This is a genomic window from Hyphococcus sp. (genome assembly GCF_965267305.1).
Lineage (GTDB): Bacteria > Pseudomonadota > Alphaproteobacteria > Caulobacterales > Parvularculaceae > Hyphococcus.
Genome location: NZ_OZ253945.1, coordinates 2,184,099 through 2,201,372, shown reverse-complemented (window position 1 = coordinate 2,201,372; position 17,274 = coordinate 2,184,099). Strand labels below are relative to the sequence as shown.

The following is a 17,274-nucleotide window of genomic DNA, read 5'->3' as shown; positions in this document are numbered from 1 at the left end:
GGTGAGGGGACGCGGCCGCCGCCGCGTATGAGAAATTGCGTCTGGACTATGTGAGACGCGGTAATTCAGCTTGCTGCGAATGTTTTTGCGAACTGCACGCTGCCAACTGCAAGGCCTCAGTTTATGGATCAAGGAGCCGAGGAAGCAGAGGACATCGCCCTTTCTAAAAAGAAAGCGGCTATTGAAGCCGTGTTGATCGAGGTCCATCGCGACATCTTCCGGTTTCTCGTATGGCGTCTTGGGGATGAGCACGATGCGGCCGATGTCTTACAGGAGTTTTACGTCAAAGTCCTGACGCGTTATTCGGAATTGCGCGATGCGGACAAGCTCCGCGGCTGGATGGCGCGCGTTCTAAGAAGTGTCATCGCCGATCATTATCGCGCAAAGGGCCGCCGCGCGCGGCTGACTGAAGCCTATAAGGCGGACGCCGCTCTATTTCCAGCGATTGACGACGAGGAAATAGATTTCGTCATATGCGCCTGTCTCTACAAACTTCTACCTACCCTGAACGAAGAATACGCCGCCATTTTGTGGCGCGCCGACCTCATCGGCGAGGCTCGCGATGCGGTCGCCGCCGATCTTGGCCTCAATGAAAACGCTTTCCGTGTGAAACTTCACAGGTCCCGACAGGCGCTCAAAAGACGGCTTGAGCAAACCTGCGAAACCTGTCCGATGCACGGCTTTCTTCAATGCGACTGCCCTACGGCGCATCAGACCCGCGATCGCATCGCTGCGGCGTCAGGCGCAGATGGAGGCAATGATGGTTAAAGCTTGCGCGGCGGCGTCCGTTAAGAATCGAAAAACTTTTGAGGAAACCTGTAATGCGAGGGTGGGCGCCGCGTCTATTAAAGCGCGATCCCAATCAGGATCCGCATCCATCGTCCATCCCGGGCTTTGTTCAACCCGCGCCGCATTTGACAAGAGCGGGCCGCTGAGGAGGCATTTATGACTGAAAAAAACGCAACAAAATCAACTGCGCGGAGGACCGCGCCGAAACAGGATGCGTCGGCGAATTCGCCTGGCGCTAAGGAGCAATCATCACTGGACTTCGCCGTCCCTGACTTCGCCGGCATTGTCGGTGCGCATATGGAAGGCGCCAAGGCGATGGGCGATGTCTCTTCAATGCTGGTAAAAACCGCCCAAGATTTGGCGGCGCGGCAGGCGGCTTTCGTAAAGTCGACGATGGAGACCGTACAGAAAGCCGCGTCCGGCGCTAACGAACCGGACATAAGCGTGCGCCTTGAGCATCAGAGCGAAACTTATCGTGAATTGATGGAGGCATCCGTGCAGCATTTTTCCGAAGTCGCTGAAACATTCGCGAATTGCTGCTGCGATATGGTCGATCACATCGCGGAAGCGGGCGCCCAGGCGGCTGAGAAATCGATGAACAAGTCGGGGGCATAAGGCGTACCCCTCCAAAAACAGAAGGAACAGGACGATGCCGGACGGAGCGACCTCGACGGTGAGCGCGCGGAATCTCGACAAGCGGGTGGAGGGTCGGCGCAGCCAGGGTGTGGGCGTGCAACACAGCGTCGAGCAGCCGGGGGATGCAGGTATCAGCGCGGATGTGGATCAAAGCCCCATCGTCGCTGTGCCGCATGTCGCGGCGTTCGCCGACTTCGTGATCGACGCCGCCCAACGCCAGATCCTATTCTGGGACGCATTGCGCCAGCGCGCCAATAATATGCTTGAGCATGAGCGCGAAGGCCTGCCGCCGCTTTTGAAGTTCAAGTATGAAGAGGTCGCCGACGGCGGCGCGTTCGAACCCCCATCGAACTATAAACTCCTGAAGATCATCGAGGTTGATGATATTTGCCTCGAGGATTGCCTCGATCCTGAAAAACCGCCGGTCATGATCATCGAACCGCGCGCCGGCCATGGTCCCGGCATCGGCGGTTTCAAACGAGATTCCGAAGTGGGAATCGCTCTCCACGAAGGCTATCCCGTTTACTTTGTGGTGTTTGAGCCCGATCCCAAGCCGGGTCAAACGCTCGCCGACGTTCTGCATACGATGCGCCGTTTTGTGGAAATGCTGAAAGCGCTGCACGGCGATCGCGCGCCGATCCTTTATGGCAATTGCCAGGGCGGCTGGGCGGCGGCCCTGCTTGCCGCCGATTGCGGCGATAGGGCAGGCCCGGTGGTAATGAACGGCTCGCCGCTTTCTTATTGGGCCGGGGAGGCGGGCGCCAATCCGATGCGACTTGCCGCCGGATTTCTTGGGGGATCGTGGCTGACGCATTTCATCGGTGATCTCGGGGCTGGCGTCTTTGACGGCGCCTGGCTCGTCCAGAATTTCGAAAACTTGAAACCCGAAGGCGCGATCTGGCGCAAATACGCCGATCTTTATTTGAATATCGACAAGGAGCGGGACCGGTTTCTCGATTTTGAGCGCTGGTGGGGCGGGTTTTATCGCCTCAGCCGCGAAGAAATGCTGTCGATCGTTGAAAATCTCTTTATCGGCAACCGCCTCGAGCAGGGCGAGGTCGAACTCTGCGAAGGCTGTGCGGTAAACCTTAAAAATATTTCGAGCCCGCTCGTCATCTTTGCATCTTTTGGCGACAACATCACGCCGCCGCATCAGGCGTTAGGCTGGATTCCAACCGTTTATCCAACAACGGAAGAGCTAAAAGCCGCGGGCCAACGGATTGTCTACCTGATCAACCGCCATGTGGGTCACCTTGGAATTTTCGTTTCCGCCAAGGTTGCACGCTTCGAACACCGCGCGATTCTGGAAAGCATGGGAGATGTCGAACAACTTGAGCCCGGTCTTTATGAAATGCGGATCGACAATCCGACAGGCGATCCCGATTGCGAACACGATCAGTATACAGTGCGCTTTGAGCCGCGCCGAGTCGAGGACTTGCATTTTGAGACGCCAAATGAAGCTTTTGAAAAAGTCGATGCCGTTTCTGAAACGGTGGAAGGTTTCTACGCAAAATTTTTAAGCCCTTTCGTGCGCGCCTGGGCGAGTCCGATGACCGCAGAGGCGCTCAAATGGGCGCATCCGATGCGGGCGTCGCGCTACCTTTATTCGGAAAAACTCAATCCTTTCATGTCGGTCGTTGCGACCGCAGCGGAACTGGCGGAAAAATCGCGCCGTCGTGCGAGCCCGGATAATCGTTTTGCTCAAGCCGAGCGGCGCGCCGCCGATGATGTTGAGGCCGCGATCCGTCGCTGGCGCGAGGCCCGCGACGCCGTTGGCGAGCAAGCATTTGATTGGCTCTATAACTGGTCGACGCCGACCATGTTCCAGCCGTTATTTGTGGCGGCCAGAGCGTCATCGGATAAATCCGATAAGGGCGAATGATGGTCTTGCCGTCGGTTCATAATCTTGAGACCTTTGCCGAATTGGGCGGCTCGGCCGTTCGTGGCCTTCAACAGACGCGGCCGACGGCGCTCGTTCTGAATGCCGGGTCGTCAAGCCTTAAATTCGCACTGTTCGAATTAGCGAGCGAGCCGTTGCGTCTCTTTGAAGGTTCGGTTTCGCGCATCGGCGCGGACGACAGCCGGCTCAAGATTTTGGACGGCGTCAGTGCGGTCTTGACTGATGAGACAGGCCCTTGCGTCAATCACCCCGCGGCGCTCGACTGGGCGATGACGGAGCTTGACAGCGTCGCCGATGTTGACGCCGTCGATATTGTCGGTCATCGCGTCGTCCATGGCGGTCCCGACTGTGACTGTCCGCAGCCGGTTACGGCGCAGCTTGAATCGTATCTGCGTAAGCTTATTCCACTTGCGCCATTGCACCTGCCGGCGAATATTGAAGGCATCGTCGCGGCGCGGTTGCGACTGCCTAAAGCCACGCAGATCGCCTGTTTCGACACTGCGTTTCATCACACGACGCCGGCCATTGCGCGCAAGACGGGCCTGCCGCGTGAAATCGAGAGGCAGGAAATCCGGCGATACGGCTACCATGGATTATCCTGTGAATTCGTCATCGACCACATTAACCGAACGGAGGGTAAGGAGGCTGCAAGCGCCGCAATAATCGTCGCCCATTTTGGCGCGGGTGCATCCATGACCGCTGTTATGAACGGGAAAAGCATCGACACGACTATGGGGTTTTCGACGCTTTCAGGCCTTCCCATGGCGACGCGATGCGGCGACATCGATCCAGGACTGGTGCTGTATCTCCTTCAAGCGAAGGGAATGTCTACAAGCGACCTTCAGTCATTGCTTTATGAACAATCGGGACTCCTGGGGCTTTCCGGCATCAGCGGCGACATGAAAGACCTGTTGGCCTCGTCGGAAGCCTGCGCTCACGACGCTATCGATTATTTCTGTTTTCAGGCGCGAAAGCGCATTGGAGCGCTCGCCGCCAGTATGTGCGGCGTAAACCGGATTGTCCTAACCGGCGGCATCGGCGCGCACGCGCCAACAATTCGCGCTCAGATTTTAAGACCGCTGGAAACGCTTTTGCCTCTGCGCCTCGACAAAGCGCGGAACGAAAGCGGCGGCCCCGTGATCTCAAAGGACGAATCCCTGATCAAGCTTAACGCGATGCCTACGGACGAAGAGCTTGTTATCGCGCGTCATGCGGCGTCGTTCGCAGCGGACGATGAGACAGCGAGCGAGTTGTCATGACCACGAAATTGGAAACCCTTGACGACCTTATCGAACTGACGAAAGCGGCGCCGCCCGTGCGGGTCGGAATCGTCTGCGCGGAACAGCGAGAAGTTCTGGAGACCGTTCACGACGCCCAGGCGCGCGGGTTGATCAGACCGCTTCTCATCGGCGATCCCGACGCAATCGCGGAGAAGGCGCGGGAAATCGGCTTTGAGATTGATCCGGATGCTGTTGTGGCGGCGTGGTCGGAGGAACAGGCCGCGGCGACCGGCGCCGGACTTCTTGGCGGCGGCGGGGTCGACACGTTGATGAAAGGCTTCATTCATACGGATGTCTTCATGAAGGCGCTCCTGAGTTCAAGCGCAAACCTGCGCGTGCCGGGCCGGCGCGTTAGTCATGTCTTTATCGCCGATATACCGGCCTATCCGAGATTGCTGGCGATCACCGACGCCGCCGTCAACATCGCGCCGGACCTAACGGCGAAGGCGCAGATTTTACAGAATGCCATTGACGTGATGCGATCGCTCGGTATTGAGCGACCAAAAGCCGCTATTCTTTCCGCCGTTGAAACCGTCAATGTGCTGATTGAATCGACGACCGATGCGGCGGCGCTATCGGTGATGGCGCGCCGCGGGCAGATCAAAGGGGCCGAGGTCGACGGGCCGCTCGCTTTCGACAATGCAGTTTCGATGAAAGCCGCGGAGGTCAAAGGCATCGCCTCGCCGGTAGCAGGCGCCGCCGACATCGTGCTCACGCCCGATCTCGTTTCGGGCAACATTCTCGCCAAGAATCTTGAATATCTTGCCGGCGCGACGTTAGCCGGCCTGGTCGTTGGTCTTAAAGCCCCCATCGTATTGTCTTCACGGGCCGATCCCCCTGCGGCGCGTTTGGCGGCCCTGGCGCTCGCCCGAAAGCTGGCGCCTCCAGAACCGGAATACCAATTGCGGCCGGCTCTCGACCATACGGACGATGCGCTCGATGGATGCTGCGCGCCTATGCCGGAAGAAGCGTGTTTTCCGAAAGCGGGCGCGTGATGGATCAGCGGACGGAGATTAACAGCATCGCTGCGCCGGCGCCGCCCCATCCGCCGTCCTTTGACCGCGCTATGGATGCGGCGATCGGGAAAATCACGGGCGGGGTGTCGCCGACGGCGCTGGCGCTCGCCTATACGGATTGGGCCCTTCATTTGTCAAAATCGGTCGATGTGCAGGCCAATCTCATCGCCGACGCTGCAAACGCCTATTGGCGCTTTATCGAATATTGCCTGCGCGCCTGCGTCGATCCCGATTGCGAAACCTGCATTGAACCCGAAGCGAAAGACCGAAGATTTGCGGACGATCTCTGGAACACGCAGCCCTTTCGCACTTATGCGCAAGGCTTTTTATTGGCCCAAGAGTGGTGGGCCCATGCTACGGCCGGGCCGCCGGGCGTCGACAAGCATCATCGAGACGTTGTCGGCTTCGTCGGCCGCCAGCTGCTGGATATGGCTTCGCCTGCGAATTTTCCAGCGACCAATCCGGCGATCATCGCGAGGACCCTGAAGGAAGGCGGGCGCAATCTTCAGCGCGGGTATTCGCTATGGCTTGATGATTGGACGCGCGCGCTTGACGCGACACGTGGCGCAGACCTTAGCGATTATGTTCTCGGCCGCGATTTAGCGACAACGCCAGGCGAGGTTGTCTATCGAAATGAGCTGATTGAGCTCATCCAATATGAACCGCAAACGGAGAAAACGCGCCCGGAGCCGATTCTGATTACGCCGGCCTGGATCATGAAATTCTATATTCTGGATTTGTCACCTGAAAACTCGCTTGTCGGCTATCTTGTGAAGAACGGTTTTACGGTCTTCATGATCTCATGGAAAAATCCGACCGCCGCCGACCGAGATTTATCTCTTGCCGATTACCGGCGGCTTGGCGTCGACGCGGCGGTTCGCCAAGTTGCATCGATCGCACCCGGCAAGCTTCATCTGGTCGGCTATTGTCTCGGCGGCACGCTCGCGGCCATCGCTGCTGCTTCTATGGCGCGGGACGGAAACGACCGCCTTCGATCGCTGACCTTGCTCGCTGCGCAAACCGATTTCACAGAAGCCGGGGAGCTAACGCTTTTTATCGATGAAGCGCAGGTAACGTTCCTTGAAAACGTCATGGCCGAACAAGGCTATCTTGACGCACGGCAAATGGCCGGCGCCTTTCAGTTGTTGCGTTCGAGCGATCTCATCTGGTCGAAAATGGTTCGTAGCTACTGGCATGGCGACGCGCCGGCGATGTTCGATCTGATGGTGTGGAACGCGGATGCAACGCGCATGCCTTACGAGATGCATGCGGAATATCTTCGAAAACTCTTCTTGAACAATGATTTCGCCCAAGAACGGTATCTCGTTGAGGGCAAGCCAGTCGCCTTGCGGGACGTGCGCGCGCCGATTTTCGCCGTCGGCACGGAGCACGATCATGTCGCGCCCTGGCGGTCTGTTTACAAGGTTCAGGCGCAGGCGAGCGCGGACGTTACCTTTGTTTTGACCAGCGGCGGGCACAACGTCGGCATCGTTAACCCGCCGGGCCTTAGGAAAAGACGCCATCAGATCGGAACCCACGACGATCTCGAAGCGTATCTTGACCCGGACGCCTGGCGCGCCGCGGCGGCGCGCCATGACGGTTCCTGGTGGCCGTGCTGGCTTGAGTGGCTTGCGAAACGATCTTCCGTTCTGACGGCGCCGCCAGACATGGCGCCGTCGATCGCCCCGGCGCCTGGCGCCTACGTGTTGGAGCGCTAGAAAATGGCGCCGGAAAGCGATGCGCCTATCACAGTGATTGGCGCCGGGCCGTCGGGATTGGCGAGCGCCATTGTGCTCGCCCGCGCCGGGCGCCGTGTCGTTGTACGCGAGCGTCGGCGCAGCGTCGGCGCTCGGTTTCACGGCGACTTTCAAGGGCTTGAGAACTGGAGCGATGCGCGCGACGTTCTCGATGAACTTAGGGGGCTCGGCGTGCCGATCAACGCGCCGCTCCATCCGGTTCACCGGGGCGAGGCTTATGATTTTAGGGGCCGGCGATACACGGTCGCCGACGACAAACCGCTCTATTACCTACTTCGGCGCGGGTCAGGCGGCGGGACGCTCGATGAAGCGCTGTTAGGCGAAGCACGCAGGGCTGGCGCCGAAATCCGATTTGGCGATGAGGTAGAGCGCGCGCCAGAGAATGCGGTGATTGCAACGGGACCGCGCCGCGCCGACGTGATCGCGTCAGGCTATACGTTTCGAACAGAAATGGGAGACGCCCAACATGTCTGCTTTGATGACAGGCTGGCGCCTTGGGGCTACGCCTATCTTCTTGTCTCGGATGGCCGCGGCACATTGGCGGTCTGCATGTTCCGCGATTTCAAGCGGCATGGCGAATGCCTTGAAGCAGCGAAAGCGTTTTTTGAACAATATGCCAGCCTAAAGATGGGCGAACCGAAACCGTTCGGCGGATATGGCATGCTCTCGCGCATCACCCGGGTTGAGCGAAAGGACAGATGGTTGGTTGGTGAGCGCGCGGGCTTGCAGGACGCGCTCGCAGGCTTTGGCCTGCGTTATGCGCTTCTTTCCGGCGCGCTTGCGGCGCGCAGTATTCTCAGTGGCGAATCCTACGAGCGCTTGTTGCGCCGCCGCCTCGGGTCGGGCCATGGCGCGGGTGTGGTCAATCGAATGGTGTTTCAAACGGTCGGCGAGCGGGGCCGGGCTTGGGCGCTCGGGCGCCTGTCGCGCGCTGCGGGCCGCGACGGATTGCGCCGTCTTTATCACGGTTCGCTCTTTCATCAGGCGCTTTTCCCTATCGCTACAGCTGGTTTTGGCGACCGGCTCAATCATCCCGGCTGCCGTCACATGGATTGCGACTGTCCGTGGTGTCGCATGAATGCACAGCGCGAGCGCACGCCCGATTTGCAGCTTTGAGGGGAAGGGCGAAAGTATTCGTATTACTTGAAAGGACCAAAGGAATTGTACCCGGAGAACATGAATCTTACCGGCAAGAAAGGTCTGGTCATGGGCGTCGCCAATCAGCACAGCCTTGCTTGGGCGTCGGCGAAGCGTCTGCGTAGTGCAGGCGCCGCTCTCGCTATGACCTATCTTGACGACAAGGCGAAGCCGTTCGTGGAACCCTTGGCCCAGGAAGTCTGCGCGGAGATTTTCGAGCCATGTAACGTTAATGACGAAGGTTCCCTCGAAGCGGTGTTTGAACAAATCGCCGAACAATGGGACCGCCTCGACTTCTGTTTTCATTCGATCGCCTGGGCGCGCAAAGACGACCTCCATGGAAGGTTGACGGACTGCTCGGCGGAAGGCTTTGCCGAATCGATGCTCGTCTCCTGCCATTCCTTTATCCGAATGGCTCATCTCGCCGAGCCCCTGATGCGGGATGGAGGCAGCCTGACGACGCTCAGTTTCTTCGGCGCCGAACGCGTCGTTGACCATTATAACGTGATGGGTCCTGTAAAAGCGGCGCTTGAGAGTTCCGTACGCTATCTTGCCCATGAGCTCGGGCCCAAAGCGATCCGCGTCAACGCGCTTTCCGCCGGCGCGGTTGCGACGCGCGCCGCATCCGGCATCGAACATTTTGACGAATTATTGAATGAGACAAGCACCAAGGCGCCGTTGCGCCGCACGATCGACGCTGACGAGGTCGGTCGCGCGGCGCTTTTTCTAGCGAGCGATTACGCCAGCGGCGTTACCGGCGAGACCATGCATGTAGACGCCGGCTACCACATTGAAGGCATGGTATTTCATTGATGAGCCAAGCGATATGGAAACAACAGTAACCGATCCTGTCTGTAAAAAGATCATCGACATCGCCGACGCTGCGGGCCAGTTGGACTATGAGGGCTGGGCGTATTTCTTTTGTTCAGAGGATTGCCGAGAGGCATTCATTCGTCAGCCATCAAAATTCGCGAGCAGGCCGACCAACGTTGCACATGAAGCGCGGCGGCCTAATCGGCAACGAAACACCAAGCAGTCCTAGATATTAACAATAACGACCAAGGGGGTCTCACTCATGGATCACACGACGCACGCTCATCACGCCCACGCAAAGCACGACCGCCACGAACATCACGGCGGTCACAAAGGTCACGGCGCGAGCGCCGACGGTCACGACCATGGGGCCATGGTTGCCGACTATAGAAAGCGCTTCTGGGTCACATTTATCCTAACAATTCCGGTCCTGGCGCTGGCGCCGATGATCCAAAGTTTTATGGGTCTGGAAGAAACTTTGGCCTTCCCAGGAGACAGCTATGTGCTCGCGATTCTATCGAGCATTGTCTATTTCTACGGTGGCTGGCCATTCCTGAAAGGTATGTGGCGCGAGATTACATCGCGCGATATCGCCATGATGACCCTAATTGGGGTCGCCATATCGGCGGCGTATCTTTATAGCGTAGCCGTCACCATTACCGGCGCAGCAGAGACGTTCTTTTGGGAATTATCGACGCTGGTCGCCATCATGTTGTTCGGCCACTGGATCGAAATGAAATCGGTCATGGGTGCGGGTAAAGCTCTCGAAAAATTGGCGCGCTTAATGCCTGATACGGCACATCTGATAATGCAAGACGGCGCAACCAACGACGTTCCGGTTTCGCAACTCAAAAACGGCGATAACCTGCTGATCAAGCCCGGTGAAAAAGTACCGGCAGACGGCGTGATCGTAAAAGGTGAAACCTCGGTCAATGAGTCGATGCTTACCGGGGAATCGAAGCCGGTTGTTAAGATCGAAGGCGCACAAGTGATCGGCGGCTCGATCAACGGCGAAGGGTCGATCACGGTCGCTGTTGCAAGGACCGGCGATGAAACATTTTTGTCGAGTGTCATTCGTCTTGTCGAAGAAGCGCAAGCGAGCAAGTCGAAAACCCAGGACCTTGCGAATACCGCAGCGAAATGGCTGACCTATATTGCGCTCTTCGGAGGGCTTTTCACCGCGTTTGGTTGGGCGGCGCTAACCGGACAGGGTTTCGCCTTCGCCATGGAGCGCGCGGTAACGGTGATGGTCATCGCCTGTCCGCATGCGCTCGGCCTTGCGGTGCCGCTGGTCGTCGCGCGCTCGACGGCGATCGCCGCGACCAACGGCCTTTTAATCCGAGACCGGACTGCGTTTGAAGAAGCGCGCAATATCGACGCCATCATCTTCGACAAGACGGGCACGCTGACGCAAGGCGAATTCGGGATCACCGACACCATTGTTTTCTCCGATAGCCACACCGCGCATGAAATCGTCGCTTACGCCGCCTCAATCGAGGCTCATTCCGAACACCCCATTGCTAAGGGCATCGTCAAAGACGCGAAAGAGAAATGGGACGTCGATAAATTCCGGGCGATTCCCGGCAAAGGTGCAGAAGGCGTCGTAAAAGGCAAGGACGTCAAAGCCGTCAGTCCCGGGTACGTCCGCAGCAACGGATTCAATGTCGACGATCCGCGCTTCGAGGAATTGAGTCGGCAGGGCAAAACGGTTATCTTTGTCCTGATCGATAACGTGCTAGCCGGCGCGATAGCGCTTGCTGATATTATTCGCCCGGAGTCGAAACAGGCGATTGCGCGGCTTCGCCGGATGGGCATTCAATGCATCATGCTCACTGGCGACAATAAGGAAGTCGCTAAATGGGTTGGAGAGGAAATTGGCCTCGATGAAGTAATCGCAGAAGTGCTGCCGGACGAAAAGGCGGCGAAAGTCAAGGAAGTTCAATCGCGCGGTCTTGTTGTCGCTATGACAGGCGACGGCGTCAACGATGCGCCAGCCTTGGCGCAGGCCAATGTTGGGATTGCTATAGGCGCCGGCACTGATGTCGCGATCGAGACGGCGGACATCATTCTGGTCAAGAGCAATCCGCTTGACGTCGCCGCGATCCTGAGCCTTGCCCGCGCAACCTACGGCAAGATGATTCAGAACCTCGTTTGGGCGACAGGGTATAATACATTCGCGATTCCGGCCGCTGCGGGAGCTTTTTTCCCATTAGGTATTCTGCTCAGTCCTGCCCTCGGCGCCGTCTTTATGTCCTCAAGCACAATTATTTGCGCCATCAATGCGCAACTTTTGCGATTAAAAGAAAATAGGGCCGAACAAGGGACACTTGATGAGGATCATGCGGCTTAAATTGCAAACAGATATTCCTGTCTGCTTTGCGGTGGCTTTCACTGCAGAACGAGTGAAATTCGCCCTTCTCGTCTGGCCGAATGCCGTGGTCTCCAACATTGTTGCGCCGACCGCGGGCCGAGTCGGGTTAACAAGTCCTACATGCGCTTCGCTACGATTTGCGCCAATTACGATCAGCTCATTCCAACCCATAGTAAAAGGAGGCGAGTGTAGTGTCCAACGATCATCACCAAGACCATAAGATGAGGCCATCCCGAATCTGGACCGTATTTAGCGTATTCGGCGGATTGGTAATTTTCCTACTCGTTTATGAACATCGTGCGCATCTTCTGACGGGTAACACGCTGCTGCTTGTTTTCCTTGCGGCGTGTGTCGGAATTCATTTGTTTATGCACGGCGGGCACGGCGGGCACGGCGGGCACGGCGGTCACGGCGGGCACGGCGGTCACGGCAGCGGGCAAAGCGCCGACAACGAAAGTAAAGCGTCCAGGGAGGACGGTAAGGGGGAGGCTATATGACAGGTGCAGAAACGACTTTCTCCAGCTACGGCCTTTGGCTCTTAGTGTTCGTAAACTCTGTGGTGTTTATTCTGTTTGCATATAGTTTTGCAAAGCCGTTGAATGCTCGCGACTGGCGGTCCTTCGGCGCCTACAGCGCGTTCATTGTCGCTCTTTTCACAGAAATGTACGGCTTCCCGCTGACAATATTCCTTTTGTCCGGCTGGCTTGAGTCGAATTTTCCGGAAGTGGACTGGTTCGCTCATGATTCCGGACATTTGCTGGAAATGATTTTCGGCTGGCGCGCCAACCCACATTTTGGACCGTTTCACTTCATAAGCATGTTACTGATACTTGCCGGGTTCTGGCTTCTGGCGGCGTCTTGGCCAATTCTCTACCGGGCGCAGCGCGCCGGAAAGCTCGCGACGACGGGACCCTATGAGCGCATGCGTCATCCGCAATATGCGGGATTCATTCTGATCATGGTCGGCTTTCTCTTTCAATGGCCAACTCTTCTGACGCTCGCCATGTTTCCGGTTTTAATATTCATGTATTGGCGGCTTTCACTTACCGAAGAGCGGCAGGCACAAAACGAATTTGGCGAGGAATATCGTCGATACGCAGAGCGCACGCCACGTTTCATTCCTAAGCTTCGTATCGAAAGGCATGCCGGGTGAAAGATGATAGCGCCGATGTAGATCCGCCGTCGAATGAACTGCCGACGGATGCCGATCAACATATACGCGCAACCGACGCTGCACTTCCGCGTCGCGACTTTATTCACATCATGGGCGCCTCCGTTGCAGTGGTCGGCTCCGGCGGCGCCTTGTGGCCGCTGATCGACAGTTTCAATCCATCAGCGGACGTCCGAGCCACGTCGAGTGTTGAGGTGGACCTCGAGCCATTTGAGCTTGGTCAGCGCATCACCGTTAAGTGGCGCGGCAAACCAGTCTTTATTTCACGACGCACGGCGCGAGAGATCGAACTCGCCCGCGCCGACGACCACGCCAAGTTGCGAGATCCGCAAACGGACGCCGAACGTGTTATCGATCCAGAATGGCTCGTTGTCATTGGCATTTGCACCCATCTTGGCTGCGTGCCTCTGGGACAAGCTCCGCAAAGCGACCGCGGCGGATGGAATGGCTGGTTCTGTCCGTGCCATGGATCCCACTATGACACGTCTGGACGCATTCGGCGGGGACCGGCGCCGCTTAATCTTGAGATTCCACCGTATGAATTCCTGGATCCTATGCGATTGAAAATTGGATAAGGTCATTTGTTTCAAGTGCGGATTAGCGACGCCTCGTAAGGCAAAAGGGAATTCGAGTGGACGGCTATCCTATCGATACTAGTCGGCTCAGCGGCTTGCTCATGTTGGGCGCGATAGCGGCGGCCCTGGTGATGGCCAATACCGGTCTGTTTGAATTCTATCGCTTGATTCATCACACGATTGTCGGGATTCGGATCGGTGAATTCATTTACGAAAAGCCGATGTATCTTTGGATCAATGAAGGACTGTTGGTTCTGTTTTTTGTAAAAATTGGGCTCGAAACCAAACGTGAGCTGTTGACCGGCGCCTTGTCCGGGCCGCATGGATGGCGAATGCCACTTTTGGCTGCGTTTGGGGGCATGGCGGTGCCGGTCGCAATTTACATGGTGATCAATTTTGGTGATCCGCAAGTGAGTAGGGGCTGGGCGATTCCTGTGGCCACCGACGCTGTTCTGGCGATCGGATTACTATTGTTGATTTCTCCGACGCGCGCCCGACCTTTAGTCGCATTTTTGACGGCTATTGCAGTTTTCGACGATGTCGGCGCCATTGCGATTATTGGCGTATTTTTTAGCGAGAATATCAATTTGCCGGCGCTGTTGGCGGCGGCTGCGTTTACGATCGTGCTTTTTTCGTTAGGCGCATATCGGATTCGAATATTCACGCCATATATCGTTGTCGCTGGCTTCCTGTGGGCGGCGCTGCTGGCGTCTGGCGTGCATGCAACACTAGCTGGTGTTGCACTTGGTTTTGCATTGCCCATGCGGGCCAGAGAATACGCGGCTTCGCCGCTATTGCGGCTCGAGCGTGATATTGCGCCGTTCGTGATGTTGGCAATTGTGCCCGCCTTTGCTTTTTTTAATACGGGGCTCCCGCTAACGCCCAATGCGGTTGGAGGCCTTTGGACTCCTTTGAGCTTCGGCATCATAGCTGGTCTTTTAATAGGAAAACCACTCGGTATTATTAGCTGCGCTTATTTTGCCGCCAGCACAAGGATTGCGACCTTACCGGATGGGATGCGTTGGCGCGACATATTCATATGCGCTATATTTGGCGGGATTGGGTTTACGATGAGTATATTTATTGCATCGGTGGCTTTTTCGGACGTTGAAAGGCTGGATGCCGCTCGACTCGCCGTTTTGAGCGCATCGGCGTTAGCGGCCGCACTTGGCGCCGGAATGTTAAGAATGCCCGGCCGGCCTCGCGCTAGGTCGATCAAATCTTAAAGGGGAGGCGTTCGTATAACCATCGCTTCGAAGTAAGCTGCGTAAACGAGGGAAGATGCAAGACTGTTCGTATAATCAAGTTAATACGTCTGTGGGTATTTCTTCCCGTCCTAACAAGGGTGAGACCGGTTATGGGCTTCAAAATGATAACCGCTACCGTGAATGTCTTGGCGCTCAACCAGATTGAGAAACGCCTTGCTGAAATAGCCGTCCCGGGCCTTAGCGTTACAGAGACGAAAGGATATGGAACGTACAAAAATTTTTTCCAACGGGATATGATGACGACGCATGCGCGTATTCAGATTTATGCTGCAGAAGAACGAGTTGACGAAATTATCGATGCGATCATTGAGGCTGGAAGTACGGGCGCCGATGATGATGGCGTCGTCGCCGTTAGCCCGATAGATGCAATTTATAGCGTCGCCGATAAAAGCGAAATACCGGCGGACAATCTCTGAGGGTCGTCAGCTTCAACGCTTTCAATTCGAAGGCGGCCAAAGGCGAATATGTGGGTCCAGGCGTTATGACAATTGAGGCCCCGTCGATATTCAATCAAAGTGCAACAAAAAATGGGAGGGACCAAAATGAATCGGCAGACGGCCATCAATATTTGGTATGCCGTTGTCGCATTGTTGGCGATTATCCTATTGCAGAACATTGTGGCTCAGCAAAGTCATGTTCAGACGATCCCGTATAGTGAGTTTGAGCAATATCTAAAGGACGACCGGCTGGCCGAGGTGACTGTAACAGGGCAGCTGATTCGCGGAACACTAAAAAATCAAGACTCGGAACAACCGCAACACGTCGTCGCAGTTCGCGTAGATCCGGCGTTGGCCGAGCGGTTGAAGCCTTACGGCATTCCTTATGCGGCCGTTATTGAAAATACTTTCTTTCGGGATCTGTTGTCGTGGCTATTACCCATGGCGCTCTTCTTGGCTGTTTGGATGTTCTTGGTACGTAGGATTGCGGAAAAGCAAGGTCTTGGCGGCGGCTTTATGTCGATCGGCAAGAGTAAGGCGAAGGTTTATTTGGAGACGGATACGAAGGTAGCCTTTGACGACGTTGCGGGCGTTGACGAAGCCAAGGGCGAATTGGAGGAAATCGTCTCTTTTTTGAAGCAGCCGCAAGGTTATGGGCGGCTGGGCGCGCGCATGCCTAAAGGCGTCCTTCTTGTTGGCCCGCCAGGTACGGGAAAAACGCTTCTGGCACGGGCCGTCGCCGGGGAAGCCGGCGTTCCGTTCTTTTCGATCAACGGTTCTGAATTCGTCGAAATGTTTGTGGGCGTCGGCGCCGCCAGAGTCCGCGATCTCTTCGAGCAGGCGCGTCTCCAGGCGCCGGCGATCATCTTCATTGACGAACTTGACGCGTTGGGACGCGCGCGGGGCGCTTATCCGGGCATGGGCGGTCACGATGAGAAGGAACAGACGCTCAATCAGTTACTTTCCGAGCTCGATGGATTTGATCCGCGCGAAGGATTGATTTTGCTAGCAGCGACCAATCGCCCGGAGATCCTCGATCCCGCGCTATTGCGGGCGGGACGGTTTGACCGGCAGGTGCTTGTCGATCGGCCGGACAAGATGGGGCGCGTTGCGATTCTTAACGTGCATTTGAAAAAGGCGACCATCTCCAGCGACCTCGATGTCGAGCAGATTGCGGCGCTCACGCCGGGTTTCAGCGGCGCCGACCTCGCCAATCTCGTTAACGAGGCTGCGCTGCTGGCTACTCGCCGCGACGCAAACGCCGTCACCCTTGAGGATTTTAACGGTGCTATCGAACGTCTTGTCGCCGGCCTTGAAAAGAGAAATCGACTTCTGAATCCGGAAGAACGCAAAATCGTCGCCTACCATGAAATGGGCCACGCGCTGGTCGCCATGTCGTTGCCGGGGAGCGATGTCGTGCACAAGGTTTCGATTATCCCGCGCGGCATCGGCGCCCTTGGATACACTATCCAACGACCGACCGAAGACCGATTTCTCATGAGCCGTCGGGAGCTGCAAAACAAAATGGCGGTTCTGTTGGGAGGTCGGGCGGCGGAGACGATCATCTTCGATGAGATCTCAACCGGCGCGGCGGACGATCTCGCCAAAGCCACCGACATCGCGCGCAGCATGGTGACGCGCTTCGGCATGGTCGAGGCGCTCGGTCAAATCGCCTATGAGAAAGAGGCTGGGGGATTTCTTGGGCCCGCGCCGGCGCCGCAAATATACGCGCGCGACTACAGCGAGCAAACAGCTCAAAAGATCGATGAGGCAGTGCGCGGCCTTGTCGACACGGCGTTCCGGCACGCCAAAACCATTCTGGAGGAGGATCGCATGCTGCTTGATCGGGCTGCAGAGCTCCTGCTTCAGAACGAAACGCTGGGCGGGGCCGATCTTGCCCTCCTTTTCAAAGACCGCGCGCCCGATCCGGCCGTGTCTCTCGGAATCATCGGAACTTAAGGGCCCGAAACATAGCTCGCGCCCGAAACTGCCAGTGATCGCTTGGCGCCATCTCGCGTCGTTCTGGCTGAGATATGGGCGTGCGGAGCGTTAGATCCGCCGTCGGCAGAGGGAAGCTCGGTGCTAGCGCGTATTATGTGTAATGACGGTTGTTGCAGATCGCTG

Annotated in this window: 16 protein-coding genes; all 16 read left to right on the top strand. The window is 56.9% G+C overall.

Annotation, left to right across the window (positions count from 1 at the left end):
- The first annotated feature begins 123 nt into the window (after positions 1-123).
- The 16 genes from ACQY5P_RS10340 to ftsH all read left to right on the top strand — a co-directional run bounded on the left by ACQY5P_RS10340 (position 124) and on the right by ftsH (position 17,109).
- Complete coding sequence (locus ACQY5P_RS10340) at positions 124-768, top strand: RNA polymerase sigma factor (RefSeq protein ID WP_428406782.1); 645 nt, start codon at positions 124-126, stop codon at positions 766-768.
- A gap of 177 nt (positions 769-945) precedes the next feature.
- Positions 946-1,404, top strand: coding sequence for a phasin family protein (locus tag ACQY5P_RS10335; RefSeq protein ID WP_428406781.1), 459 nt, complete (start codon positions 946-948; stop codon positions 1,402-1,404).
- 34 nt (positions 1,405-1,438) lie between these two features.
- Positions 1,439-3,307, top strand: a complete 1,869-nt coding sequence (locus tag ACQY5P_RS10330) for a DUF3141 domain-containing protein (RefSeq protein WP_428406780.1) — start codon at positions 1,439-1,441, stop codon at positions 3,305-3,307.
- Positions 3,304-4,584: an acetate/propionate family kinase gene (locus tag ACQY5P_RS10325; protein ID WP_428406779.1), complete on the top strand. Its 1,281-nt coding sequence runs from the start codon at positions 3,304-3,306 to the stop codon at positions 4,582-4,584. Before ACQY5P_RS10330 ends, ACQY5P_RS10325 begins: the two co-directional genes overlap by 4 nt.
- Positions 4,581-5,600: a bifunctional enoyl-CoA hydratase/phosphate acetyltransferase gene (locus tag ACQY5P_RS10320; protein WP_428406778.1), complete on the top strand. Its 1,020-nt coding sequence runs from the start codon at positions 4,581-4,583 to the stop codon at positions 5,598-5,600. The genes ACQY5P_RS10325 and ACQY5P_RS10320 overlap by 4 nt, the downstream gene beginning before the upstream one ends.
- Positions 5,600-7,339 (top strand): PHA/PHB synthase family protein, encoded by a 1,740-nt coding sequence (locus ACQY5P_RS10315; protein ID WP_428406777.1) that lies wholly within the window; start codon positions 5,600-5,602, stop codon positions 7,337-7,339. Before ACQY5P_RS10320 ends, ACQY5P_RS10315 begins: the two co-directional genes overlap by 1 nt.
- Positions 7,340-7,342: 3 nt before the next feature.
- Positions 7,343-8,494 carry an NAD(P)/FAD-dependent oxidoreductase gene (locus ACQY5P_RS10310; RefSeq protein ID WP_428406776.1) on the top strand — a complete coding sequence of 384 codons (1,152 nt, stop codon included), beginning with the start codon at positions 7,343-7,345 and terminating at the stop codon, positions 8,492-8,494.
- A gap of 60 nt (positions 8,495-8,554) precedes the next feature.
- Complete coding sequence (gene fabI / locus ACQY5P_RS10305) at positions 8,555-9,328, top strand: enoyl-ACP reductase FabI (RefSeq protein WP_428406775.1); 774 nt, start codon at positions 8,555-8,557, stop codon at positions 9,326-9,328.
- Positions 9,329-9,341: 13 nt separating this feature from the next.
- On the top strand, positions 9,342-9,557 hold the full coding sequence (locus ACQY5P_RS10300; RefSeq protein ID WP_428406774.1) for a YHS domain-containing protein: 216 nt from the start codon (positions 9,342-9,344) through the stop codon (positions 9,555-9,557).
- A gap of 33 nt (positions 9,558-9,590) precedes the next feature.
- Complete coding sequence (locus ACQY5P_RS10295; RefSeq protein WP_428406773.1) at positions 9,591-11,678, top strand: copper-translocating P-type ATPase; 2,088 nt, start codon at positions 9,591-9,593, stop codon at positions 11,676-11,678.
- 242 nt (positions 11,679-11,920) lie between these two features.
- Entirely contained in the window at positions 11,921-12,196 is a 276-nt protein-coding gene (locus tag ACQY5P_RS10290) for a DUF2933 domain-containing protein (RefSeq protein WP_428410652.1), read from the top strand.
- Complete coding sequence (locus tag ACQY5P_RS10285; RefSeq protein ID WP_428406772.1) at positions 12,193-12,852, top strand: methyltransferase family protein; 660 nt, start codon at positions 12,193-12,195, stop codon at positions 12,850-12,852. Before ACQY5P_RS10290 ends, ACQY5P_RS10285 begins: the two co-directional genes overlap by 4 nt.
- A 38-nt stretch (positions 12,853-12,890) precedes the next feature.
- Positions 12,891-13,445: a ubiquinol-cytochrome c reductase iron-sulfur subunit gene (gene petA, locus ACQY5P_RS10280; protein WP_428410651.1), complete on the top strand. Its 555-nt coding sequence runs from the start codon at positions 12,891-12,893 to the stop codon at positions 13,443-13,445.
- A 56-nt stretch (positions 13,446-13,501) separates the two neighbouring features.
- Positions 13,502-14,671 (top strand): Na+/H+ antiporter NhaA, encoded by a 1,170-nt coding sequence (gene nhaA, locus ACQY5P_RS10275; RefSeq protein WP_428406771.1) that lies wholly within the window; start codon positions 13,502-13,504, stop codon positions 14,669-14,671.
- Positions 14,672-14,802: 131 nt separating this feature from the next.
- Positions 14,803-15,129, top strand: a complete 327-nt coding sequence (locus tag ACQY5P_RS10270; RefSeq protein WP_428406770.1) for a P-II family nitrogen regulator — start codon at positions 14,803-14,805, stop codon at positions 15,127-15,129.
- 126 nt (positions 15,130-15,255) lie between these two features.
- The gene (gene ftsH / locus ACQY5P_RS10265) at positions 15,256-17,109 is read left to right on the top strand and encodes an ATP-dependent zinc metalloprotease FtsH (protein ID WP_428406769.1); all 1,854 of its coding nucleotides are present in this window, start codon (positions 15,256-15,258) and stop codon (positions 17,107-17,109) included.
- Positions 17,110-17,274: the final 165 nt, after the last annotated feature.

Coding starts and splice junctions, on each gene's coding strand:
- ftsH (WP_428406769.1), top strand. CDS start 15,256: ATGAATCGGCAGACGGCCATCAATATTTGGTATGCCGTTGTCGCATTG.
- ACQY5P_RS10325 (WP_428406779.1), top strand. CDS start 3,304: ATGATGGTCTTGCCGTCGGTTCATAATCTTGAGACCTTTGCCGAATTG.
- ACQY5P_RS10270 (WP_428406770.1), top strand. CDS start 14,803: ATGGGCTTCAAAATGATAACCGCTACCGTGAATGTCTTGGCGCTCAAC.
- ACQY5P_RS10300 (WP_428406774.1), top strand. CDS start 9,342: ATGGAAACAACAGTAACCGATCCTGTCTGTAAAAAGATCATCGACATC.
- ACQY5P_RS10310 (WP_428406776.1), top strand. CDS start 7,343: ATGGCGCCGGAAAGCGATGCGCCTATCACAGTGATTGGCGCCGGGCCG.
- ACQY5P_RS10340 (WP_428406782.1), top strand. CDS start 124: ATGGATCAAGGAGCCGAGGAAGCAGAGGACATCGCCCTTTCTAAAAAG.
- ACQY5P_RS10330 (WP_428406780.1), top strand. CDS start 1,439: ATGCCGGACGGAGCGACCTCGACGGTGAGCGCGCGGAATCTCGACAAG.
- ACQY5P_RS10320 (WP_428406778.1), top strand. CDS start 4,581: ATGACCACGAAATTGGAAACCCTTGACGACCTTATCGAACTGACGAAA.
- ACQY5P_RS10295 (WP_428406773.1), top strand. CDS start 9,591: ATGGATCACACGACGCACGCTCATCACGCCCACGCAAAGCACGACCGC.
- ACQY5P_RS10290 (WP_428410652.1), top strand. CDS start 11,921: ATGAGGCCATCCCGAATCTGGACCGTATTTAGCGTATTCGGCGGATTG.
- ACQY5P_RS10335 (WP_428406781.1), top strand. CDS start 946: ATGACTGAAAAAAACGCAACAAAATCAACTGCGCGGAGGACCGCGCCG.
- ACQY5P_RS10315 (WP_428406777.1), top strand. CDS start 5,600: ATGGATCAGCGGACGGAGATTAACAGCATCGCTGCGCCGGCGCCGCCC.
- fabI (WP_428406775.1), top strand. CDS start 8,555: ATGAATCTTACCGGCAAGAAAGGTCTGGTCATGGGCGTCGCCAATCAG.
- ACQY5P_RS10285 (WP_428406772.1), top strand. CDS start 12,193: ATGACAGGTGCAGAAACGACTTTCTCCAGCTACGGCCTTTGGCTCTTA.